Annotated in this window: 20 protein-coding genes; 11 read left to right on the top strand and 9 right to left on the bottom strand. The window is 64.8% G+C overall.

All coding sequences use genetic code 11. The features are described 5' to 3' along the window. The first annotated feature begins 153 nt into the window (after positions 1–153). A complete protein-coding gene (locus BFL43_RS08210) occupies positions 154–1,614 on the top strand; it encodes an aldehyde dehydrogenase family protein (RefSeq protein ID WP_143695186.1) in 1,461 nt (486 codons plus the stop codon). 32 nt (positions 1,615–1,646) lie between these two features. Continuing rightward, positions 1,647–2,135, top strand: a complete 489-nt coding sequence (locus BFL43_RS08215; protein ID WP_084892083.1) for a nuclear transport factor 2 family protein — start codon at positions 1,647–1,649, stop codon at positions 2,133–2,135. Positions 2,136–2,159: 24 nt separating this feature from the next. On the opposite strand, the gene BFL43_RS08220 is transcribed toward BFL43_RS08215, so the two are convergent. Continuing rightward, entirely contained in the window at positions 2,160–2,681 is a 522-nt protein-coding gene (locus BFL43_RS08220) for a VOC family protein (RefSeq protein WP_084892084.1), read from the bottom strand. A gap of 259 nt (positions 2,682–2,940) precedes the next feature. On the opposite strand from BFL43_RS08220, the gene BFL43_RS08225 reads away from it, so the two are divergent. From BFL43_RS08225 to BFL43_RS29740, 7 genes are all read left to right on the top strand, one after another. Continuing rightward, entirely contained in the window at positions 2,941–4,464 is a 1,524-nt protein-coding gene (locus BFL43_RS08225; RefSeq protein ID WP_084892085.1) for a sugar ABC transporter ATP-binding protein, read from the top strand. Positions 4,465–4,493: 29 nt separating this feature from the next. After that, the gene (locus BFL43_RS08230; RefSeq protein WP_084892086.1) at positions 4,494–5,522 is read left to right on the top strand and encodes an ABC transporter permease; all 1,029 of its coding nucleotides are present in this window, start codon (positions 4,494–4,496) and stop codon (positions 5,520–5,522) included. Between the two features lie 105 nt (positions 5,523–5,627). After that, positions 5,628–6,752, top strand: coding sequence for a substrate-binding domain-containing protein (locus BFL43_RS08235; protein WP_168176571.1), 1,125 nt, complete (start codon positions 5,628–5,630; stop codon positions 6,750–6,752). A gap of 92 nt (positions 6,753–6,844) precedes the next feature. Beyond that, complete coding sequence (locus BFL43_RS08240; RefSeq protein ID WP_240498139.1) at positions 6,845–7,687, top strand: TIM barrel protein; 843 nt, start codon at positions 6,845–6,847, stop codon at positions 7,685–7,687. 29 nt (positions 7,688–7,716) lie between these two features. Next, the gene (locus tag BFL43_RS08245; protein WP_084892088.1) at positions 7,717–8,685 is read left to right on the top strand and encodes a TIGR03621 family F420-dependent LLM class oxidoreductase; all 969 of its coding nucleotides are present in this window, start codon (positions 7,717–7,719) and stop codon (positions 8,683–8,685) included. A gap of 8 nt (positions 8,686–8,693) precedes the next feature. After that, positions 8,694–9,758 carry a zinc-binding dehydrogenase gene (locus BFL43_RS08250; protein ID WP_084892114.1) on the top strand — a complete coding sequence of 355 codons (1,065 nt, stop codon included), beginning with the start codon at positions 8,694–8,696 and terminating at the stop codon, positions 9,756–9,758. A 93-nt stretch (positions 9,759–9,851) separates the two neighbouring features. Further along, positions 9,852–9,977 carry a hypothetical protein gene (locus BFL43_RS29740; protein WP_276206099.1) on the top strand — a complete coding sequence of 42 codons (126 nt, stop codon included), beginning with the start codon at positions 9,852–9,854 and terminating at the stop codon, positions 9,975–9,977. 16 nt (positions 9,978–9,993) lie between these two features. On the opposite strand, the gene BFL43_RS08255 is transcribed toward BFL43_RS29740, so the two are convergent. Genes BFL43_RS08255 through BFL43_RS08270 form a run of 4 tightly spaced genes read right to left on the bottom strand, consistent with a single transcriptional unit; the run spans position 9,994 to position 14,550 of the window. Further along, complete coding sequence (locus BFL43_RS08255) at positions 9,994–10,764, bottom strand: SDR family NAD(P)-dependent oxidoreductase (protein WP_084892089.1); 771 nt, start codon at positions 10,762–10,764, stop codon at positions 9,994–9,996. Continuing rightward, positions 10,761–11,867, bottom strand: a complete 1,107-nt coding sequence (locus BFL43_RS08260) for a zinc-binding dehydrogenase (RefSeq protein ID WP_084892090.1) — start codon at positions 11,865–11,867, stop codon at positions 10,761–10,763. The genes BFL43_RS08255 and BFL43_RS08260 overlap by 4 nt, the downstream gene beginning before the upstream one ends. Beyond that, positions 11,864–12,811, bottom strand: a complete 948-nt coding sequence (locus BFL43_RS08265; RefSeq protein ID WP_084892091.1) for a TIGR03619 family F420-dependent LLM class oxidoreductase — start codon at positions 12,809–12,811, stop codon at positions 11,864–11,866. Before BFL43_RS08265 ends, BFL43_RS08260 begins: the two co-directional genes overlap by 4 nt. Then, a complete protein-coding gene (locus BFL43_RS08270; protein WP_084892092.1) occupies positions 12,811–14,550 on the bottom strand; it encodes a PEP-utilizing enzyme in 1,740 nt (579 codons plus the stop codon). The genes BFL43_RS08265 and BFL43_RS08270 overlap by 1 nt, the downstream gene beginning before the upstream one ends. Positions 14,551–14,829: 279 nt before the next feature. Here BFL43_RS08270 and BFL43_RS08275 point away from each other — a divergent pair, with 279 nt between their 5' ends. Further along, positions 14,830–18,213 carry a pyruvate carboxylase gene (locus tag BFL43_RS08275; protein ID WP_084892093.1) on the top strand — a complete coding sequence of 1,128 codons (3,384 nt, stop codon included), beginning with the start codon at positions 14,830–14,832 and terminating at the stop codon, positions 18,211–18,213. Between the two features lie 58 nt (positions 18,214–18,271). Further along, positions 18,272–19,111, top strand: a complete 840-nt coding sequence (locus BFL43_RS08280; protein ID WP_084892094.1) for a mycofactocin-coupled SDR family oxidoreductase — start codon at positions 18,272–18,274, stop codon at positions 19,109–19,111. Between the two features lie 24 nt (positions 19,112–19,135). Here the strand turns inward: BFL43_RS08280 and BFL43_RS08285 are convergent, their stop codons facing one another. From BFL43_RS08285 to BFL43_RS08300, 4 genes are read right to left on the bottom strand one after another with little or no spacing between them, the layout of a single operon-like run. Next, the gene (locus tag BFL43_RS08285; protein ID WP_084892095.1) at positions 19,136–20,191 is read right to left on the bottom strand and encodes an acyl-CoA dehydrogenase family protein; all 1,056 of its coding nucleotides are present in this window, start codon (positions 20,189–20,191) and stop codon (positions 19,136–19,138) included. A gap of 10 nt (positions 20,192–20,201) precedes the next feature. Next, positions 20,202–21,428 carry an acyl-CoA dehydrogenase family protein gene (locus BFL43_RS08290; RefSeq protein ID WP_084892096.1) on the bottom strand — a complete coding sequence of 409 codons (1,227 nt, stop codon included), beginning with the start codon at positions 21,426–21,428 and terminating at the stop codon, positions 20,202–20,204. After that, complete coding sequence (locus BFL43_RS08295) at positions 21,425–22,207, bottom strand: enoyl-CoA hydratase-related protein (protein ID WP_084892097.1); 783 nt, start codon at positions 22,205–22,207, stop codon at positions 21,425–21,427. Before BFL43_RS08295 ends, BFL43_RS08290 begins: the two co-directional genes overlap by 4 nt. A gap of 7 nt (positions 22,208–22,214) precedes the next feature. Then, on the bottom strand, positions 22,215–23,894 hold the full coding sequence (locus BFL43_RS08300; protein ID WP_084892098.1) for an AMP-binding protein: 1,680 nt from the start codon (positions 23,892–23,894) through the stop codon (positions 22,215–22,217). Positions 23,895–23,989: the final 95 nt, after the last annotated feature.

Below are 23,989 nucleotides of genomic sequence, written 5' to 3' on the forward strand. Positions count from 1 at the left end.
CCCAAATAGTAGTGGATGTCAAGAAAGAGCCGCAAACTATGTACAGAATTGTTTCCCATACTTACTTGACAGTCGTTCCTCAAAGTCAGATACGCTGTGTGTGATGGCGACCACTCGGCTCAGCTGAGACGACGCCAGGCGTAGCTCGACCAGATGACGGACAACAGTGAGGCGCGGGCAATGGACGACCGGAATGAGCTCTACATCGGCGGCAAGTGGGTTCCTTCCGCAGGTGACGACACGATCGACGTCCTGGAGGCGGCCACCGGAGAGCTGATGGCCCGCGTGCCGGCAGGCACAGAGAGCGACGTCGACGACGCGGTCGCCGCTGCCAGAGCTGCGTTCGATGAATGGTCGCAGTCCGCCGTCGCCGATCGGATCACCGTGCTGCGCCGGATCGCGGACGGTCTTCTCGAGCGGGAGACCGAACTGGCCGAGATGATGGCCCGCGAGGTGGGCACGCCGATCGCTCGCTCGCGCACCGTCCAGGTGGGGTTGGGAGTGACCATCTTCCGGTCGATGGCCGACATCCTGGAGACCACTTCCCTGGAGGAGCGGCGAGGGAACTCGCTGATCCTCAAGGTCGGGGTAGGTGTGGTCGGGGCGATCACGCCCTGGAACTACCCGCTCTATCAACTCGCGGCGAAGGTTGCGCCCGCGATTGCCGCAGGATGCACGAGTGTGGTCAAACCGAGCAGCGTGGCGCCGCTCGCGGCATTCGTAGTCGCGGAGATCGCCGAGGAAGCCGGGTTGCCGCCGGGAGTCCTCAACATCGTGACCGGCGCGGGCGGCCGGGTCGGCGAGCGCCTCGCGGGTCATCCCGACGTCGATCTCGTCAGCCTCACCGGATCCACCTCGGCCGGCGCGAGAGTCGGCCAGGTAGCTGCAGCGGACATCAAGAAAGTAACCCTCGAGCTCGGCGGCAAGTCGGCGTTCATCGTCGCGCCGGACGCCGACGTGGACGCGGCGATCACAGCCGCAGTACGAGGTTGCTACGTCAACAACGGACAGACGTGCGCCGCGACCACGCGGTTGCTCGTACCGGTCGCGGCGCTCGAGCAGGTCGAGGCCAAGCTGGTCGAACTCGTGGGCGGTCAGCGCGTCGGTGATCCGTTGGACGAGGCGATCGACATCGGCCCGATGGCGTCTCGTGAGCAGCAGCAGACGGTTCTCGAGATGCTCTCGGAAGTCCCCGCCGATGCAGTCTTCCTGGTCGGCGGGCCGGGTGAGGTCAGCGGTCTCGACGAAAGGCTCCGGTCAGGGTTCTTCGTCCGTCCCACCGTCGTGAGCCGCGTCGACAACACCTCGGCCATCGCCCGTGACGAGGTGTTCGGGCCGGTGCTCACAGTTCTCACCTATGACGACATCGACGAGGCGGTCGGGATCGCGAATGACTCCGACTACGGACTCTCCGGCGGCGTGTTCGCGGCCGATGACGACGCTGCGATCGCGATCGCGCGCCGATTGCGGACCGGGCAGGTGTCGATCAACCATGGCCGGTTCAACGCGATGGCCCCCTTCGGTGGCATGAAGAAATCGGGGATCGGCCGTGAACTCGGCCCGGACGGACTGGACGAGTACTTCGAGAAGATCTCCCTTCAGCTCCCCGCCTGACCGGCGCCAACCCACGACGAAAGCGATCTGACATGGCCACGGAAGCAGAACTGAACACCGCGCACCGCGAGATCACCAACCTGATGTCGCGTTTCTCGCGCGGAATCGACCTGCGCGACTGGGACATGTACCGGTCGGTGTTCACCGACGAGATCGAGATCGACTACACCAGCTATCGGGCCGGCAACGGGGGGATGTTCCGCGCCGAGGACTGGGTGCAACGCGGGAGGATGCTGTTCCCGGGACTCGCGGCGTCGCAGCACTTCCTGTCGAATCTGCACATCACGCTCGAAGGTGATCGCGGCACGGTGATCTCGTACGTACGCGCCGAGCATGTACTGCCGAACACCGCGGGTGATCCGATGTTCACCATCGGCGGGTACTACACCGATTCCGTTGTGCGCGTTGCCGGCGAGTGGAAGATCTGCAAGAAGCAGCTGACCGTGCTGTGGAACTCCGGTAACCCTGCGGTCCTGACCATGGCGCGCGAACGCGCAGCAGCACTGCTCGCAGACGCCTGAGGCGCCCGCGCCCATTCGGGACGACTACATATCCCGGACCGGGTCGCTGCCGTCCCAGTCGACGGCCGCGTCTGCGACCTTGCGGTACAGCCCGAGAATCGTCGGGCGCGGTTCGTATATCTCCACCAGGTGCCCGAGTTGCGCACGGGCATCGTGGAAGGCGAAGTTGTTGCCGTTCGGGGTGGTCGCGGTCAGTACGGCCGGCCAGCCGTCGGCGGTGAACTGTCGCTGCTGGTCGTCGAACGATGACACCATGATCGCGACATGATGAATCTGGTTGCCTGGCAGCGTTGTCTGTGCAAAGGCCGCCGGCTCCGCGCTGTGTACCTCGACCAGTTCGACCTGGATGTGGCCCCACTGCCCGTACGCGGAGGAGTGATCGAAGGAACCCGTGGCGCCGTCCGGACCGAGTGCTGTCGTCACGCGGTTGCGTCGCACCAAGAACGGTCCGGCACCGGTGCGGGACGCGAACTCGCGGGCCGCGGTCCGCACGTCATCGACGATGTAGGCGATCTGGACGACCGCACCAGGGGAAAACTCGGTCACATCGCGGCCCTGTCTACTCGGGCAAACGCCCGCCTCGGCGCTTGCTAACTTTTTGACGACTATAGATAGCACTGGCCAGTAGCGAATGCGGATTGACGGAAAGCGGAACCTAGGGGTGATCATTGGGCGGTAAGTGTGCACGTGAGAGGCAATTATAACGAGTTTGCCGGAACGCTGGACTTATCCATGTACATAGTTCAGTATGACGTAGGTAACAAAACAACGGTTCAAGTAACTCACCTCACGTAGGTAGGCCTTCATGACAGACGCGCTCAGTATCAGCGGTCTTTCCAAGACTTTCGGCGGTCAGCGAGCACTCAACGATGTGACTCTCGTCCTCGCGCCCGGTGAAATTCGCGGTCTGGTCGGACAGAACGGATGCGGAAAATCCACACTGATCAAAGTTCTTGCCGGATACCATGATCCGGACGACGGTGCAAAGATCGTCGTTGCAGGCAGCGAACTCAACCTCGGTGTGCCCGGGAGCGGAGAGGCTGCCGGGCTGCGCTTCGTCCACCAGGAGCTCGGGCTGGTCGAAAGCCTCGACGTCGTCGACAACCTGGCGCTCGGACACGGCTACAAGACCAGGTCCATCGGCACGATCGACTTCAAGGCCGAGCGCGCGCAGGCCAAGGCAGCTCTCGCCGAACTGGGCTTCGACATCGATCTCAAGAAGCTCGCTTCTGCATTGAGCATGAGCGAACGAACGATGCTCGCGATCGCTCGCGCCGTACAGGATCGGTCGGGCGCGACGAACATCCTGGTTCTCGACGAGCCGACCGCGAACCTGCCTGCTGCAGAGGCTGTTCGGCTGTTCGACCTGGTGCGCAGAATCCGGGACCGCGGGGTCGCGGTGCTCTTCGTCTCGCACCACCTCAACGAGGTCTTTTCGCTGTGCGACAGCGTGACAGTCATGCGCGATGGCAACATCGTCACCACCCGCAGCCTCGAAGGGCTCGACGAGCCAGGCCTCGTTGAACTCATGATCGGCCGCCGCGTCGAAGAGTTCCTCGCCGAACCTGACGAGACCACGGACACCGCGGGGGATCCTGTCCTCGAGGTTCGCGGGTTCTCCTGCGGTGCCGTGCAAGACCTCGACTTCTCGATCCGATCGGGCGAGGTGCTCGGGATCGCCGGGATCACCGGGTCGGGTCGTGAGCAGATCGTGCCCGCACTCTTCGGTGCCGAGACCAGGGGTGGCACTGTCACTGTCGACGGTAAGACGGTGGAGGACGGACGACCCGATCTCGCGATGGCAGCGGGGGTGGGTTGTGTCCCCGCCGAGCGGTTGAGCAACGCCGCCTTCGCCACCGCGTCCCTTCGTGAGAACGTCTCGGTCGCCGACCCCTGGGCGTACACCAAAGGCGGCATGCTGCGGATCAAGCGTGAGAAGTCCGACGTCGCAACATGGCTCGAGAAGCTCGGTGTGCGGCCCTCCGGCAACACCGAACGCCATCTCGGCACCCTCAGTGGTGGCAACCAGCAGAAGGTGGTGCTGGCGCGATGGCTGCGCCGCAAACCTCGCGTCCTGCTGCTCGACGAGCCCACGCAGGGTGTCGACATCGGCGCGAAGGCCGACATCCACACACTTGTCGACGACGCCGCGCAGTCCGGCGCCGCGGTGCTGGTGGTCTCCACCGATCACGGCGAACTCACCCGCCTGTGCGATCGCGTGATCGTGCTGTCGGCCGGCTGCGTGGTCGACGACTTCTCCCGCCCCCGGATCGACCCTGACCGGTTGACCGCCTCGACTCTCAAGAAGCCTGTTCGCGCCGAGGCCTGAGCCCGCGCGCGATTTGCGAAAGGAACACCATGACAACACAATCGACGGACGCCGCGGCGACAGCGCCGAAGGGCCCACCCCCGGGCGGCGGAGACTTCCTCCCGGAGAAGACCAAGGGACGCAAGATCAACCTCGGTCTCGACCGGTTCAGCGGACTGTACGTGTGGGTTGCCATCATCGTGCTGTTCGCCATCTGGATTCCTGACCTGTTCCTGACCGAGGGCAACTTCCGCATCATCGCGGGCGACCAGGCCATCACCGCGATGCTGGCGATCGGCCTGATCGTGCCGCTCGCGGCAGGAGTCTTCGACCTCTCGATCGCGGGGGTGATGGGCTTCTCCGTGGCGATGGTGTCGTACCAGCTCTCGCAGGGGATCGCCGCACCCATCGCGATCCTGACCACCCTGTTGTGTGGTGCCCTCATCGGTGCGGTGAACGGCTTCGTCGTTGTGAAGCTCAACGTCGACTCGTTCATCGCAACCCTTGGTATGTCCAGCATCCTGCTGGCAGGTACCTATTTCGTGACAGACGGAAAGCAGATCACCGAGGGCTTCACCGACGGATTCCTGGACATGGGCAGCAAGCCGTTCCTGGGCCTGCCGCTTCCGTTCTTCTACATGATCGCGGTCGCAGCGGTCATGTACGTGGTCCTGGAGAAGACTCCGCTCGGCCGTTACCTCTATGCCACCGGCGGCAACCGCCAGGCCGCACGGCTCGCCGGTCTGCGGGTCGAGCGGATCATGTTCGGCGCCTTGGTCACATCGGCCACCGTTGCCGCGCTGACGGGTGTGATCCTGGCTGCCAAACTCGGTACCGCAGCACCCGACATCGGGCCCTCTTATCTGCTCCCCGCCTTCTCGGCGGTCTTCCTGGGTTCGACGCAGATCCGCGCCGGCCGGGTGAACGTCCTCGGAACCCTCATCGCGATCTACCTGCTGGCCACCGGCGTCAAGGGCCTGCAGCTCGCCGGGGCCCCGAGTTACGTCAACGATCTCTTCAACGGCCTGGCCCTGATCATCGCCGTCGCACTCGCTGCTCGCACGGCTCGTCGCGTCTGAACATCTCCAGGATTGACGACCATCTCTTCTGCGAACATCTTCCAGCTCAAGCCATCTACTCCAGTCCGTGGCTCTGCAGAGAGCCAACACCCGAGAGGAATCCCAGTGAAGACAACCCGATGGACAAAGGCGTTCGTCGCCGTGGTCGCCGCGAGTCTGTTCGCGACAGCGTGTAGCAGCTCCGACGAAGGGGGCACCGGCCAAGCGGCCGATGTGTCCGGCGCGCAGGCGGTGGCAGACCAGTACGAGGCGGCGCCGACCAACCTCGTCCTGGAGACCCCGCTGAGCAAGGCGCCGGCGGCCGGCAAGTACGTGATCAGTATCGAGACGCCACAGCCGATCTCGAGTGCCAAGGACGACGCCATCCAGGAGGCGGCCGATCTGCTGGGATGGCGTTATCAGCGCATCCTGATGGGAACCGACGCCGAGGCCGCGCCCAAGGCCATGGATCAGGCCATCGCGCTGAAGCCGGACGCCATCCACTTCTCGGGCACCCCCGTGTCGATGCTCGCCAAGCAGATCGAGTCGGCGAAGAACGCCGGCATCGTCGTCATCGCTGACAGCGTCGGCGACGAGCCCATTCCAGGCGTCATCTCGACGTCGCTCGACGGCACCGCTCAGGTCCAGGAGTGGGGCAAGATGGTCGCCAGCCAGGTGGTCGCCGAGAGCAACGGCGATGCCAATGTGGCGCTGTTCTCCATCACCGACTACCCGATCCTCAACGTCTTCACCGACGCATTCACCGCGCAGATGAAGGCACAGTGCCCGGACTGCAAGGTGGAGTTGGTCAATCAGCAGGTCACCGACCTGGGTACGAAGACACCGCAGAGCGTGGTCAGCACGCTGCAGCGTGATCCGTCGATCAACTACGCAGTCTTCTCCTTCGGAGACCTCGTGCTCGGTGTGGACGCCGCATTGCGTGGCGCGAGCCTCCAGGATCAGGTGACCTTCGCTGGTCAGACTCCGACGCCTGACAACCTGAAGTCGCTCAAAGACGGCGACAACAGTGTCTGGGTCGGGTTCCCGGTCCAGATCCTCGGGTGGCGCGTGCTGGACATGCTCGCCCGCGAGTTCAACGGTGACGACCTGAAGCCTGCCGACGACGCATTCCTGCCCACCCAGTTGCTCAACAAGGACAACATCGAGGCCGCCGTGCTGGATCCGGAGACCGGCTTCTACGTGGGTGTCGAGGACTACCAGGACCAGTTCAAGGCCCTGTGGCTGAAGTAAGCGAGACCGCGTGAGATGACACTGCCCGGGCCGAGCGTGACCGCCCGGGCAGTGTCATCTCATCGAGACGATCCGAAGAAACCGGAGCAAGAGTGAAAGACATCCGAGCACAACGCATCATGTCCCTCTCGCACCTGTCCTCGATAGGTGTATCCCCGCCGCAGTTCATCGACAATGCCGCCTTCGGTGGATTCGACGCGGTCGGGCTACGGGTGGCGCAGACACCGCACGACCGCGGATTCCAGCTGCCTGCAGGCTCGGCGCTCCTGCGTGAGACCAAACTCGCCCTGTCGGACAACGGGATGCGGGTGCTCGACGTCGAGGTGGTCAAACTTCATCCCGGCAGCTCGCGGTCGGACTGGTTGCCGGTGCTCGAGGCAGGAGCCGAGCTCGACGCGAGCTTTCTGTTGGTCACCGTCCTCGACGACGACTACCCCCGGGCCACCGACAACTTCGCCGACCTGGCAGAGCTGTCGGGAGAGTATGGGCTCCGAACCTGCCTGGAGCCCATGGTCTTCTCGTCGGTTCGAGACATGACGGCCGCAGCGAAGTTCGTCGTGGACGCCCGCAATTCGGATGCCGGATTACTCGTCGACGCACTGCACTTCTCGCGTGCGGGTTCTCAGTGGTCCGAACTCGACGTGATCGCCCCCGAGCTGCTGCCGTACTGCCAGATCTGCGACGCTCCTACGGCCGAACCGGCCGCCGATCACAACGCGGCGATCACGGAGGCCCGGACCGATCGCCTCGCGCCGGGAAAGGGCGCATTGCCACTGGTGGAGCTCTTGCAAAGGCTTCCGGCCACCGCCGCGGTCAGTGTGGAGGCGCCTTCTGCCCGGTCTGTCACCGACCCACGCGGGTGGACCGCCGACCTCGGCCGTGCAGCACGCCAGGTCCTGGAGCAGGTTGCGCACTCTCCGAGCCCGGCCTCGTGAAATTCGACGAAGAATGAGAAACTGTAGTCATGACTAAGAAACCCTTCAGGTTTGCTGCCCAGGTCTATCGGGCAAATACCGGACAGGAATGGCGCGACGTCGCGCACAAGGTCGAAGACATGGGCTATTCGGCTCTGCACGTGTCCGATCACTACATCGGGCCGGGCGCCGCACTCGACCCGACCGGTCACCGCCCGGTGACGATGGCTCCCATCACGAGCATGGCCGTCGCCGCAGAGGTCACCGACACGCTGAAGATCGGCTGCCGCATGTTCTGCACCAGCTACCACGAACCGGTGGTGTTGGCGAAAGAGGCTGCGACGCTGGCGATGTTCGCACCAGATCGAATCGAGATCGGGCTCGGCGCAGGCTGGCTCGGCTCCGAATACGACGCGATGGGCATCGACTTCCCGGCGGCGGGTCTGCGAGTGGATCGGCTCGAGGAAACCGTCGAGCTGATCACCCAGTACCTCGCCGGAAACGAGATCAAGGTCGACGGCACGTTCGTGAAGGCGCACGGCTTCTCGCCACTGCCGGTCCCTGAGATCACGCCCCCGATCATGATCGGCGGCGGAGCGCGGCGGGTGCTGACGCTGGCAGGCAGAACCGCCGACATCGTGAGCATCAACTTCAACAACCGGTCGGGCGTGCTCGGCTCGGACAGCGTGCTCACCTCGACCGTCGACGAGACCCACAAGAAGCTGGGCTGGGTACGCGGTGGAGCGGGAGATCGAATGGCTGACATCGAACTGGAGACGGGCGCCTACTTCGTCGCCATCGAGGGTCAGACTGATGTCACCGAAGACGCGTTGATCGAACGCACGGGCTTCTCGCGCGCGGAGCTCCGGGCCTTCCCCCACGCGCTCGTCGGCACGGTCGACGACATCTGTGATCAGCTCGAACAACGTCGCGAAGAGTTCGGATTCTCGTACTTTACGATTGGTGATCGGGCTTACGAACAATTTGCGCCCATTGTCGAGCGCATGACCGGGAAGTGATGGCAGCCATGAATTCCGAGACCACGGGGACAACTGCGATCGAGAACAAGTTCGTTCACATGATCGCTCCGGAAGTCGCCGAGACCGTTGTCGAGGCCGAACCGGTACCGGCGCCGGACGGTGTCATCGTCGACATCGGATTCTGCGGTATCTGTGCCACCGACACCCACGGATACGCCTCCGCGGCGTTGCCGCCTGCGGTATTCGGACACGAGTGGATGGGCACTGTCACCGCGGTGGGCGACGACGTCACGACACTCGAGGTCGGCCAGCGAGTGATCGCCGGAGTCGGTCCTGCGTGCGGTGTCTGCGCACAGTGCCGTGCGGGTCACGCCCCCAACTGCGATCTCGCCTTCGCAGAGGCCAACGGCATCACCGACGATGCGCCGGCCCACGGCGGTTTCGCGACGAAGCTGAAAGTGTCTGCTCGACGGGCGATTCCGGTGCTCGATGAGCTGTCCGATGAGGAAGCGGCATTGATGGAACCGGCGACGGTGACGTTCCATGCGGTCCGGCGGGCAGAGATCCGCTTCGGATCGACCGTCGTGGTCCAGGGCGCGGGACCGATCGGCCTGCTCACCGCACAACATGCTCGCACCGGTGGTGCGGGCAGACTCATCATCAGCGAACCATCGGCTCCGCGTCGGGCGGCGGCGACCGCGCTCGGCTTCACCGATGTGGTCGAACCCGGCGACCTTCCGGCGTTGCTCGCCGAGGCCACGAACGGGCTCGGCGCGGATGTGCTCTTCGAATGCACCGGCGTCGCGGCGCTGCTGCAGCCCTCGGCCGAACTGGTCCGGCGCGGTGGAACGCTCGCGCTACTCGGCTACCCGGGCACCAATTCATCCGTGAGCTACGGGGATTGGCAGAGCCGGGAGCTGACCGTCATCGGATCGCTCGCGTACTCCCACGAAGACTTTGCCGCCACCATGCGGCTGATCGCGGATGGACGCATCAACGTGAAGTCGCTGCACACCGGCACGATCGGGCTCGGCGATCTGGTGGCGATGTTCCGGGAGCTCGATTCGGGTACCAGCGAACATGCCAAGGTCCTGGTCGACCCGACCAGGTAGTTCGTGCCTGCGGTCGGGCAGGTTAGTGTGATTTCGCTGCCGACCAGGCCGCAGAGATCACCGGCTACCAGCCGGTCACGATGGGGGACCCGAATGTCTGAGCAAGCCAAAGAGCCGACCTTGATCCAGAAGATCACCATGAAGGTGGTCATCAAGGCTTACGAACTCAAGCAGAAGATCAAGCCGGCGAAGCAGCCTGAAGGCGACGCCAACAGCTGAGCCGGTCGGCGGCGGGTCAGACGGGTGCGGGAATCGGGATGGTCTGCCCGCTGCCGCAGGTCGCTCCGCCGTCGACGGGGATCGATGCTCCCGTGACGAACGACGCGAGGGGAGAAGCCAGGAAGGCGATGACCTCACCGACCTCACGGGCGGTGCCCCACCGTTGCAAAGGGACCATCGACGCGAGCGACTGATACCGCTCCGGCGTGTTCTCCTCGATGCGCTTGGTCATGCCGGTGCTGATCGGACCGGGGCATACGGTGTTGACCCGGATCTTGTCGTTCGCGAGATCGATGGCGAACGATCGCGCCAGATTGACCACGCCCGCCTTCGCGGCGGCATAAGGCCAGCGATTGGGTTCACCGCCCATCGCAGTCGCCGATGCGGTGATGACCACCGAACCGCCGCCGTTGCGTCGGAACGCCGGAATCGATTCCCGTACACCGAGTGCCACGGCACGCAGGTTGACGTTGATCGAGCGGTCGAAGACGTCCATGTCGAGGGTCTCGATCGAGCCGGAGGCCGGAACCCCGGCATTGAGAATCAAGGCATCGAGTCGGCCGAACGACTCCTCGGCGAGCTCGATGGCGGCGCGGTTGTCGACGTCAAAGGTGACGTCGCCGACAAAAGGCACAGCGTTTTCGTTGCCCGCCAACCAATCCAGCGACTCCGGGGTCGTATCGAAGGCGACGACCGATCCGCCGCGCTCGAGAATGATCTCGACGGCGGCCCGGCCGATACCGGATGCTGCGCCGGTGACAACAGCAACAATGCCCCTCTCCGTCATTCTGATGGGGCCATCTCGATGATCGCGCGCCCGATGATCTCACCGCGGGCCAGCGCCTGGTAGGCCTCGTCGGCCTGATCCAGCGTGTACCGGCGGGTGATGACCCGTTCGGGCTCGACGATCCCGCCCGAGACCAGGCGAAGCAGGGCAGGCATGTCCGTGCGGGCCTTGGCGCCGTAGGAACCGTGGATCTCCAGCTTGCGCCGGACCAGGCGGGCCAGGTCGATCTCTCCCACACTGCCGGCGGGTGCGATACCGACCACGACTGCCCGGCCGCCGTCGTCGAGGATGTCCAGTGCGGTGGCGAAGGTGTGTTTGTTGCCGAGGGCCTCGAACGCGACGTCGACCCCGTGACCGTCGGTGAGGGCCTTGACCTCGGCGACCACGTCGGTCTCCCGCGAGTTGATGGTGTGGGTGGCACCGAGTGCCGCAACGGCTTTCAGCTTCTCGTCGTCGATGTCGATCGCGATGATCTGTGAAACGCCGGACGCGACCGCGAACTGCACGATCGACGATCCGACGCCACCGGCCGCGATGACCGCGATTCGGTCGCCCAGGACGAGTTCGGCGTTGTTGATCGCACCGAGTGCGGTGAACGAGCTGCAGCCGAGGATGGAGACCTCGCCGAGGCCGACTCCCTCGGGGACCTTGAAGGCGTCGGATGCGGGCACGACGCAGTATTCGGCAAGTCCACCCATCGAGTACATCGCCAGCGGAGTGCCGTCTGCGCGGCCCAGTCGTGTCTCGCCGTCGTAGAGAGTGCCGTTTAATCGGTTGTGCGCAAAGAACTTCTCGCAGAGATCCTCTTTGCCGCTGACGCAGTGCCGGCAATCGCCGCACGGCATGATGAAACTACAGACGACGCGGTCGCCGACGGCGACGTTGTCCACCCCTTCACCGGTCTGCTCGACGACACCGGACACCTCGTGACCGAGTACCGCCGGGACCGGGAACTTCACCTCGGACTTGAGCACATGCAGGTCGGTGTGGCAGACACCGCAGGCGGTCACCTTCAACAGGATCTCGCCGCGCCGGGGCTCGGGCCGTGGGATGTCTTCGATCGTCAGCGACGGGCTGTTGCCGTCGAATACTGCTGCCTTCACAACACACTCGCTTTCGAAATGTCGGTCGAGAGTTCTTCGGCGGTCTCGAGTAGCGAGGCCAGCCGGGCCGGCGCCTCCGCCCAGTCCTGGGTGGATCGCATCTCGTCCCAGAAGTTTATCTCCACGATGAACTGCTCGGCCCCCGCCGCGACCGCGGTACGAAGATCGCCGCGGACACCCTCGATGCCGTGTCCGCCGGAGCCGACAGCATCGGTGGGCCGCTGCAGATAGGAGCGCAGGAACAACCGGACCGGTGCGGCGTCATCGGCGCGTAACCCCGCCATGGTGTCGAGCTGCTCTTGTAGTGCCTCGGCCGTCCCGCTGCTGGGGTTCCAGATGTCGAACAATGCTGCGGTGCGGGCCAATCCGGCCTTCGACCGCAGTCCGGACAGCAGCGGAGGGTGTGGTTGCTGGAGAGGCTTGGGGCGGATCACCGACCGCGGGATAGAAAAGAACTCCCCGGAGAACTCGACCGGGTCAGGTCCCCAACAGGCTTGGACGGCCTGGACGAGTTCACTCATGCGCCGGCCGCGCGTGCGTGGATCGACGTCCATCTGGCCGTGCTCCTCATCGGACCAACCGGCTCCGAGGCCCGCGACGAGGCGACCGCCGGACAGTACGTCGAGCGTCGAAAGACGTTGCGCCAATTCAACTGGACGGTGGTAGCCGGCGACGAGGATGCTGCTGCCGATCATCGCTTTCTCGGTACAGGCGGCGACAAAGGCCATCAGCTCGGTGGCCCCGAGTACCGAGCGGTACGCGGGATGGACGCTGGTGGTGTGCCGCCCGCCGTAGATCGACTCGTTCGCCTCCGGGTAGAACAGGTGCTCCTGCACCCACAGGCTGGCGAAGCCGAGTTCTTCGGCCGAGGTCGCGAAGGACCTGATCGCAGCGGCATCGACGTGTTCACCGAGCTGCGGGAGGGTCAGACCGATCTCGACCATTAGAGCACCGTCACTGTTCCGGTGTTGCCGTCGACCTCGATCATCGCACCGTCGGGGATGCGCGCGGTGGCATCCTGCACCGACACCGCGCAGGGAATTCCCAGCTCGCGACAGACGATGGACGAGTGTGTGATGGTCGAGCCCACGTTGACCACGACGCCGCCCGCGAACACGAACAACGGAGTCCAGGCCGGATCCGTCTGGGGCGCAATGATGATGTCGCCCTCTTCGAGGTGCTCGGCGTCGTAGGGATCATGCAGGATCCGGGCGCGGCCGCGGCTCACGCCGGGCGCACCGGACACACCGGCGATCGATTCACCGGGGACGGCGATCTGTGCCTTGTGCTCGGTCCGCTTGGGCCACTGCGACAACGGAAGCGGCTCGAACAGGAAGAACGGTGGCTCGAGGTCGAACAGTGCGAGATACTGCTCGCGCCGCTGCGCGATCGTCTCTTTGAAGGACTCGGGGTCGGCCGCGAAGGCGTCCAGTTCATCGGCGAGCAGCATCGTGACGTCGTGGTGGTCTTCCATGACCCCTCGCGCGACCATCCGGTGGCCCAATTCGTAAAGTGCTGTGCGCATCTCACCCATCACCTTCACGCAAGCGGTCTTGGTGCGCTCGCGCCACGGCATGAACCGGGTGATCGACTTCGCGGCGTCGAGGAAGCTCTGTCGCGTCGCCTCATCGGGCATCTTCGCCGCGAGTTCAGCGGTGAGTGCGATTCGCTTCGTCTCGTTGCGCTGGCGGATCAGCTCCGGGTCTGACGAGTCCGGACTCAGGCGCATCCCATTGATCGCGAGCAATGCGAGAACAGGCTTCGATTCCCAGCTGTCCGAACGGATGTCCCATTCGTTGGGCGCGCGCGAACCGTACTTGTAGAGGAAGTCGTCGAAGTCCATCCGGAACTGCTTGGCATCGGGAGACCCGCTCGCGTCCACGGCGTCGAGCAGGGTGGCGAGGCCGTTGTCGAACAGCGTGGTCAACTCGTCGGAGCCCGCAACGAGCCGGCCCATGTTCCACAGTGCGAACGACGGTGCGGCGGAGTCGACACCACCGAGACCGCTGAGCAGGTCGCCGAGTTTGTCGGCTTCACCGATCGACGCCAGCAGGGCGCCCGCGACCGCAGGTCCAACGGTCGAGAGTGTGGTGGTGACCGGGTGGTATGCGTAGCAGAAGATCAGGTCGGGGACGAACGACCGTGCGTGATCGACCAACTGCTGATCGTTCAGCGTGCTCAGGTCAGGCCGGTTTGCCCGTGCCTGATCGGCCCGTCGCTTGGTCTCCTCCGCTTCGGGGAACTCGTCGGTGGTCAGCGCCCAGGCGCTCTTCTCCGCCAGGCGCGCGGTGAGTTCTGCGTTGGCGTGGCCGGGCTTTTCCACGTAGTCGGGAAGGTCCGGGTGGTCGCCGACCCATAGTCGGTTCCACTCCGGGACGGTCATTCCGGGCAGGCGGGCGCCGTTGAGTTCGGTCGCCGAGAAGTTCGTGAAGTGGTAACCACCGAAGTTGCCGAGCGTCTCGGGCATCACCTCGTCGAGCTCGGAGGCCAGGTGGGTGCCGAGATGCTCGACGTATCCCTCACGCCAGCCGATGTTGAGGCCCTTGTTCCAGACGAGGCTGACATTCAGGGGACTCGACGGGTCCGGCAGCACCTCTCCTGCGTTGGCGCGCGTGTACACGGGGTACCGCTCGCTGTACTCCCAGTCGGTGATCCAGGTGTCGGCGTTCTGCTCGTTGCTCACGAGTCCTCCTCGAGGTGCTGTAGGACTGTATTTCAAGTCACACTATAGAAACATCGGCACAATAGAAACATGTACAGAGATATTGCGCAGCAAGTTGAAGATCTTTTCCAGCAGGGAGCGCTCGGCTAGTAACTTTACGACTCGTCTAGTAAGTTCATCCGAACTGTGAGAGACTCAGCTCACATCCCCTGATTGCACGCCTCGCCGAACCTGCGAGGTGTTCTTTTGCGATTCCGCCATGACCCGTATCCGCCATGACCCCTTGTTCGGAGGAACGCCATGTTCTCGAAAGTCCTCGTAGCCAATCGCGGAGAGATCGCGGTTCGAGCATTCCGCGCCGCCGTCGAACTGGGAGCATCGACCGTTGCGGTCTTTCCCTACGAGGATCGGAACTCGGCGCACCGGGCGAAGGCGTTCGAGTCCTATCAGATCGGCGAGACGGGGCACCCGGTCCGCGCCTATCTCTCGGTCTCCGAGATCATTGCGGCGGCGAAGCGTTCGGGCGCCGATGCGGTGTACCCGGGGTATGGGTTTCTCTCGGAGAACGCCGGCTTGGCTGCCGCCTGTGAGGCCGAGGGCATCGTGTTCGTCGGTCCGTCGGCGCAGATCCTGGAGTTGACGGGTGACAAGTCGCAGGCCATCGCCGCAGCTCGCGCAGCGGGCCTCCCGGTGCTCGCCTCGTCTGCGCCCTCCGACGATGTGGACGCACTGATCGAGGCGGCCGCCGCGATGCGATTCCCGCTCTTCGTCAAAGCGGTGGCCGGTGGTGGAGGGCGCGGGATGCGCCGCGTCGCCGAGCCGGGGCAACTGCGCGAATCGATCGAGGCAGCATCGCGGGAGGCGAAGACCGCGTTCGGCGACGGCACGGTGTTCCTCGAGCAGGCGGTCGTCGATCCCCGGCACATCGAGGTACAGATACTTGCCGACGCCGCCGGCGACGTGATCCACCTGTACGAACGGGATTGCTCACTGCAGCGACGGCACCAGAAGGTGGTCGAGGTCGCGCCCGCCCCGGGACTCGATCCCGCACTCCGGCAGCGTATCTGCGCCGATGCCGTCAAGTTCGCCCGGCACATCGGATACACCTGCGCGGGAACCGTCGAGTTCCTCCTCGACCCGTTCGGCAACTACGTGTTCATCGAGATGAATCCGCGGATCCAGGTGGAGCACACCGTCACCGAGGAGATCACCGATGTGGATCTGGTGGGCTCGCAGTTGCGGATCGCCTCCGGTGAGACCCTCGCCGACCTGGGACTGACGCAGGATTCGATCGAGATCCGCGGTGCGGCCATGCAATGCCGCATCACCACGGAAGACCCGACCAATGGCTTCCGGCCGGACACCGGCCGGGTGACGGCCTACCGAACCCCCGGCGGGTCCGGGGTGCGCCTCGACGGCAGCGTGGGTGTCGGCTCGGAGATCGGGTCGCACTTCGACTCGATGCTGGTCAAACTCACCTGCCGCGGTCGCGACTTCGCGACGGCCTGCGCGCGGTCGCGGCGAGCGATCGCCGAGTTCCGCGTACGCGGCGTCTCGACGAACATCCCTTTCCTGCAAGCGGTCCTGGACAATCCGGACTTCCTCGCCTGGAACGTCACGACGACGTTCATCGAAGAACACCCGGAACTGTTGACACAGCACGTGTCTGCGGACCGCGGCACCAAGATTCTGCGCTACCTAGCGGACATCACCGTGAACAGACCCCACGGCGAGCGGCCGTCGTCGGTCTACGCGATCGACAAGTTGCCCAGCGTCGATCTGACCTCCCGGCCCGAACCCGGGTCACGGGATCGACTGCTCCGACTCGGTCCCGCCGGGTTTGCGGCCGACCTCCGTGCCGCATCAGCACTGGCCGTCACCGACACGACCTTCCGAGATGCACACCAGTCTCTGCTCGCGACCCGGGTCCGTACCCGCGATCTCGTGACCGTCGCACCGCATGTCGCGCGTATGACCCCGCAGTTGTTGTCCGTCGAGGCCTGGGGCGGCGCGACCTACGACGTCGCGTTGCGCTTCCTACACGAGGATCCGTGGGAACGCCTCGCTGCGCTCCGCGCCGAGATGCCGAACATCTGCCTGCAGATGCTGCTGCGAGGCCGGAACACGGTCGGTTACACGGCATACCCGGACGAGGTGACCCACGCGTTCGTCCGCGAGGCGACCGACACCGGCGTCGACACCTTCCGAATCTTCGACGCGCTCAACAACATCGACCAGATGCGTCCGGCGATCGACGCGGTCCGGGAGACCGGGACGGCCGTCGCCGAGGTCGCGATGTCGTACACCGGTGACCTCGCCGATCCACGCGAGACGCTGTACACGCTGGACTACTACCTGCGACTCGCAGAGCAGATGGTCGAGGCAGGTGCGCATATCCTGGCCATCAAGGACATGGCCGGTCTGCTTCGTCCCGCCGCGGCGGCCACACTGGTCAGCGCGCTGCGATCACGTTTCGACCTTCCGGTGCACCTGCACACCCACGACACGCCAGGTGGTCAGCTCGCGACCTACTACGCGGCCTGGCAGGCCGGCGTCGACGCCGTGGACGGCGCCAGCGCTGCGCTCGCCGGTACCACCAGCCAGCCTGCGTTGTCGGCCATCGTCGCCGCGACCGACCACACCGACCGCGCGACCGGACTGGACCTCACCGCGATCTGCGATCTCGAACCCTATTGGGCTGCAGTGCGATCTGCGTATGCACCCTTCGAATCCGGGCTTCCGGCTCCCACCGGCCGGGTCTATACGCACGAGATCCCGGGTGGCCAGTTGTCCAACCTGCGTCAGCAGGCCGATGCCCTCGGCCTGGCCCACCGCTTCGAAGACATCGAAGCGGCATACGCGGGTGCCGACCGGATCCTCGGCCGCCTGATCAAGGTGACGCCGTCGTCGAAGGTCGTCGGAGATCTCGCGCTGTCGCTGGTCGGCGCGGACGCCACGGCGGCAGAGTTCGCGGCCGATCCTGCCGGGTACGACATCCCGGCGTCGGTGATCGACTTCCTGCGCGGAGACCTGGGTGAACCTGCCGGTGGCTGGCCCGAGCCATTGCGCTCGCGTGCGCTGGCCGGCCGCGCCGAGCCGCGGGCGATCGTCCCGCTGACCGAGGCGGATACCACCGCAATCGGCGGCAGCTCGCAAGATCGACGAGAAGCACTGAATCGACTGCTGTTCCCCGGCCCGACAAAGGAGTTCGAGTCGCACAGAGCCAGCTACGGCGACACCTCGCAGCTGTCGACCAACCAGTACTTCTACGGTCTACGGCAGGACGAAGAACACCGGGTGCAGCTCGAAAAAGGCGTGGAACTACTCATCGGCCTCGAGGCAATTTCCGACCCGGACGCGAATGGGATGCGCAACGTCCTGTGCATCCTCAACGGACAGCTGCGCCCGGTTCAGATTCGCGATCGAAGTATCGAGACGACGACACGTTCGGCTGAGAAGGCCGACCGTAGTGACCCCGGACATCTGCCGGCGCCGTTCACCGGCGTGGTGACGCTGTCGGTGAAAGAGGGGGACAGCGTTGCTCAAGGGGAGTCGGTCGGTTCGATCGAGGCGATGAAGATGGAAGCGACCATCACCGCGACCAAAGCCGGTGTGGTGACCAGGGTCCCGATCAGCCGGGGCGCTCAGGTCGACGGCGGAGACCTGTTGCTCGTCGTCGGCTAGATCAGGGGTACGGGCGCGATGTCGCCCGTGACCCAACAATGCGAAGGAGTGAGAAAACATGGGTGGTCGTTTCGAAGGCAAAGTCGCCTTCATCACGGGAGCTGCACGAGGACAGGGGCGTTCGCACGCGATCCGTCTCGCCGAAGAAGGCGCGGATATCATCGCGGTCGACATCTGCCGGCCGATCGAGAGCGTGACGCCGTTCTACGAGTTGGCGGAGCCCAACGACCTGGCGGAGACCGTGCGCCTGGTCGAGGGTCTGGACAGACGAATCGTTGCGCGGGAGGTCGATGTTCGCGACCTCTCGGCGCTCACCGCCGCTCTCGACGAAGGCGTTGCTGCACTGGGTGGATTGGACATCGTGCTGGCCAACGCCGGCATCTTCATCAGTCACGACGCCGACGGCATGCCCGAAGAGGCATGGCGCGACGTCCTGGACATCAACCTGACGGGCGTCTTCTTCACTGCGCACGCGGCCATCCCGCACCTCAAGAAACAGGGCGGCGGCGTCATCCTGCTGACCAGTTCCACTGCAGGCATGCAGGGTTACGCGAATGCGCCGCACTACACGGCCAGCAAGCACGGGGTGGTCGGGTTGATGAAGAGTCTCGCGCAGGAGCTCGGGCCCTTCGGCATCCGGGTCAACACGGTGCACCCGACCGGTGTGGACACCCCGATGATCCAGAACAAGCGGACCTGGGGATTGTTCTCCCCGGATGACCCGAATCCCACCCGCGATGCTGCCGCCGAGGCGATGAAGGTGACCAACCTGCTCCCGGTTCCGTGGATCGACCCCCGCGATGTGAGCAACCTCGTGGCTTGGTTGGCCTCCGACGAGGCGCGCTACGTAACGGCGTCGCAGTACTCCGTCGATGCGGGCGCAGTGAACAAGCCGTGATCGCGCTCTGACATTCCTGCTGGCTCAGGACACCAGCGCGGCAGCAACTGTCTCGGCGTGCACGGTGGTGTTGCCGAAGAGCAATTCGCTCGTCTTCGCCCGACGGAAGTACCTGTGCAAAGGGTGTTCCCAGGTGAAGCCGATGCCGCCGTGGATCTGGACGGATTCTTCGGCCGCGAAGGTTGCGGCTCGTGAGGCCAGTACCCGGGCGGTCGCGGCTGCGACGAACAGTTCGTTGTCGCTGCGGGTATCCGCCTCGGCCGCATCGAGCACCGCGGCCTCCGCGAGTTCGATCGCGACGAGCATGTCGGTCAGCCGATGCTTGATCGACTGGAACGATCCGATGGCCCGGCCGAACTGCTGGCGGGTCTTGGCGTACTCCACGGACATCTCGAGGCAGGCGCGCGCGGCACCCACCTGTTCGGCGGCGAGTGCGGTGATCGCGATGGCCTGCGCCTTCGCGAGACCTGCGACGAGATCATCGCCGCCGATGCGCTGGGCCACTGCCCCGGTGAACTCTATTCGTGCGAGTGGTCTGGTGAAGTCGAGGGATTCGCGTGCGGTGCGGACCACCCCGCCGGCGTCACCGTCGATGACCGCCAACTCCGTACCGGAGGGTCCTTCGGCGACGACGACGAGCAGATCAGCGTCCGCGCCGGCGACCACGGCCTCCTGCGCGCCATCGAGGACGATCGTGTCACCGACACCGACCGATGCGGTGATCGTCGACGTCGCGAACGGGTAGCCGGTCACAAGTGCGGCGGTCACGCTGCCGTCTGCGATGGTCGGCAGATGCTGTGCCCTGGCGGCCTCCGAACCTGCATGCAGCAGGGTGAAACCCGCCAGGATCACCGACGAGAAGTACGGCGCGGCACCGAGCGATCTACCCAGCTCGGCCATCACCACCGCGGTGTCCTTCAGGGTGAATCCGGCTCCGCCGTAGGTCTCCGGGAACGGGACCTCGGTCAGGCCCATCTCCAGCAAGGCACTCCAGACGTCTTCGCCCGCTGAGGTCCGTGCCAGCGACGACCGGAGACTGGATTCGAGATCGCGTTGTTCGACCGTCAATTCGAGAGGCATTGCCGAGCTCCTAACGTGGTTCGCGGGGCAGTCCGAGCCCGCGTTCGCCGATGATGTTTCGCTGGATCTCGTCTGAGCCGCCCGCGATCCGATAGCCGGGCGCACCCAGGAGATGTTCGGTCCAGGCGAAGGTGTTCGATTCTCCGGTGTCGGCAAGGATCTTCGGCCCGAGGAACGACGCGGCAGCGTCGCCGATCCGCTTGAGGTTCTGGGTCCAGACGAGCTTGCCGATCGAACCCTCCACTCCTGGAACGGCTCCCGACTGCTCCCGCTCTGCGTAACGCGCCACCATCAGCGCCGCGGCGCGCTCGTAGATCGCCGCGTCCGCGAGTTGCTGCCGTACCAGCGGGTCCTCGGTGATCCCGAGACTCTTGGCCAGCCGCACCAGGTCGGCGCTGTTGCCGCCGGCGCTGACGATGCCGGCACTCGAATTGCGTTCGAATCCAAGCGTGGTGAGGGCGACTTTCCAGCCATCGCCTTCGGCACCGATGCGCAGCGAGTCCGGAAGTTCGACGTCGGTGAGGAAGACCTCGTTGAAGGTCGAACCGCCAGAGCTCTGCCGAATGGGTCGGACGTCGACCCCGGGCGCGTCCATGGGCACCATGAACGCTGTCATCCCACGGTGTTTGGCGACGGTGGTGTCGGTGCGGGCGATGAGCAGGCCCCACTCGGAGAACTGCGCGCCCGAGCTCCAGACCTTCTGCCCGTTGACACGCCAGGTGTCGCCGGACTTCACGGCCTTGGTCGAGAGGCCGGCGAGATCGGATCCTGCACCCGGTTCCGAGAACAGCTGGCAGCACAGGAGATCGGTCCGCAGGAAAGGCGTGACGAAGTGCTTCTTCTGGTCCTCGGTACCGAGCACGTGGAGGGTCGGCGCCACCAATTCGACGGTGACCAAGACGGTCTCGTGACGGTCTGGCGTGTTGTACTGCCGCTCGAGACCGACGTACACCCGTTCGTGGCTTGCGGTGAGGCCTGCTCCACCCCACTCAGAACCCCAGGTGATCGCACCGAATCCCGCATCGACCCTGCGCCGCTGCCAGTCCCGTGCGGTGTCGATCAGCGCGCGTTCCTCGTCGTGGGTGTGGTTGTGGAAGATCGCATAATTGGGATCGGCGGCAACCGTCGACCCGCTCTCACGCCGGTCGAGGTGCTCATCGAGCCAGGCAACGCATTTCTCTGAGAACGCGTCCAGATCGATGACATGTGCTTCGCTCGAACCGGGTGCCGGCGTCATGACTTCTTTCCCTTCGCCATCTCTGCGATCCTGGCCTCGACGGCCTTCTTGGAGTCGGGATGCTCGGACAGTCGCACGGTAAAGGTCTGTTCGAGTTCGTAGCCGCGCTTGAGGTCGACGTCTTCGCACCCGTTCAACGACTGCTTGGCGAGGGTCAGCGCATATCGGCTCTTCGCAGCGATGACGCGCGCCCGCGACATCGCGACCTCGAGGATCTCGTCGTGGGGCACCACGTCGATCGGGGCACCCCAGCTGCGTAGGGTTTCGGCGTCGACGGGTTCGGCGGTGAAGAACATCCGGCGCATCGCCTGTTGGGGAAGCATCCTGGCGGTGAACCGGCCACCACCCAGTACGCCGACGCCCATCTCCGGAAGGCCGAACGTCGCCCGGTCGGAGGCGACGACGATGTCGCTGAGCGAGGCCAACGCGAGACCGCTCCCGAGTGCCGGACCGTTGATCGCAGCAATGACGGGCAGCGCGCAGTCGTAGAGCCCGAAGAGCGCGCGCCGCACGCTGCGCATCTCGGCATCGCCGCTGACCGCATCCATCACCCGGAAGTTGCCGAGATCATTCCCAGCGCAGAAGATCCTGCCGCGGCCGGTGAGCACGATGGCACGGATGTCCTGGTTGTCGGACAAGATGTCGAAGACCTGAGCGATCTCGTCGTACATCTGGGTGTCGATAGCGTTCACCTTGCCGCGGGCCAGCTCGACGAGTGCGATACCCGGTTCCGGCTCGGTGACGACGAGGTGTTCGATGCCAGGCGTCTGAACAGTCATTCGGCCCCTATTTCTCATGTGTTGCGGCGAACTTCATCGCCGACATCTGCGGTGGAAGCGCATCCCGATCGCGGGTCCAGTCGCGCAGCGCAAACTTCTGCACCTTGCCGCTAGCGGTCTTCGGCAGCGAATCGACCACGAAGACGCTCTCCGGGATCTTCTGGACTGCGATCTCCCGGTCGAGCAGGAATGAGTGGACTTCTCCGAGGGTGAGGTCGCGGTGGTCGCGGGTCACCACGAATGCACAGCCGCGCTCTCCTGTCCGGGGGTCCGGTCCGGCGACGACAGCGACCTCGACGACAGCCGGGTGTTCGCTGAGCTGATTCTCGACATCGTGGGCACTGATCTTCTCGCCCGACCGGTTGATGATGTCCTTGATACGACCGACGACGTGGATGCCGCCGCTGCTGTCGAAGCGGCCCAGATCGCCGGTCCGAAAGAACCCGTCGGCCGTGAAAGCTTCTGCATTGAGCGAGGATTCGAGGTAGCCGAGGAAGGTGTCAGGGCCGCGCCACATGATCTCACCGACTTCGCCGGTCTGCGCGAGGCCACCTTTGCCGTCGGACACCAGGAGTTCGGTCGGGCCGATCGGCCGCCCGTCGGTGTTTATCCGGAGATAGAGCGGATCCCAACGATCGGCGGTACTGACCGACGGGCCCTCGGTGGCGCCATACATCCGCACCACCGTTCCGAGTCGCTCGGTGGCCGCGGCGGTGAGTGCGTCCGGGATGTCGGCACCGCCGCAGACGATGTACCGGATCGAGGGCGTCGGTGTGCCGGTTGATTCGGCAACGTCGAGCAGCCCACGAAGAAACGGTGTGGAGAAGATCATGAAGCTGCCACGTTCGGCGACGATGCGCTGCAAGGCAATCGCGGGATCCCACACGTCCTGCAGGACAACGGGTGCGCCGAGCAGGAAGGGCAGGATCAAGGCGCAGTTGATACCGGTGACGTGGGTGACCGGTGAAGGGTTGAAGATCACGTCGGTCTCGTTGAGACCGAACCAGTCGATCATCGAGAGGTTCTCGTAGACCAGTGTGTTGTGGCTGTGCAGCGCCCCTTTGGGGTCGGCGGTGGTGCCCGAGGTGTACAGCAGCAGGCAGACGTCGTCGGCAACCGGAGGTGCAAGGGCCCGGGCCTTGCTGATCATCGGGGTCGTCACCGAGCTCATCAGATCGGTCCAGGTGACGGCAAGGCTTCCGGCGCCGGAGGCGTCGCCGAGCGAGATGATCCATTCGAGGTCCGGCAGGGCGGCGGCGAGGCCGTGGTACATCTCGCCCACATCGACGCCGCGGAGTTCGGCCGGGATGAACACGACCTTGGCCCGCCCTTGACCCAGGATGAAGCGTAGTTCGCGGGACCGATAGATGGGCACGATCGGGTTGGCGACGGCACCGATCTTCATCACGGCCTGGAAGACGATGACCGCCTCAGCGCAGTTGGGAAGCTGAAAGGAGACCACGTCGTCCGGGGTGACCCCACGGGCGTGCAATGCGGCCGCCAATCGGGTTGCTTGTAGGTCGACCTCGGCGAAGGTCAGCTTGCGGGCGCCATCGACCACCGCCGTTGCCATGGGGTAGAGCTGGGCCGCGCGGGAGAGAAAATGGCCGATCGGCTTGTCATTCCAGTGTCCACCGTCGCGAAACGACTGCGCGAGTTCGGCATTCGGCGGCCGCGTTGGCAACATGGCTACCTCCTGTCCTGCACTGCGTACTTTTCTGACATCGGCTACAGTATCTAATCTCGCTAACTATGTACAGACTTGACCCACATCACAGTTCG

It is taken from the genome of Williamsia sp. 1135, assembly GCF_002095395.1.
GTDB lineage: Bacteria > Actinomycetota > Actinomycetes > Mycobacteriales > Mycobacteriaceae > Williamsia.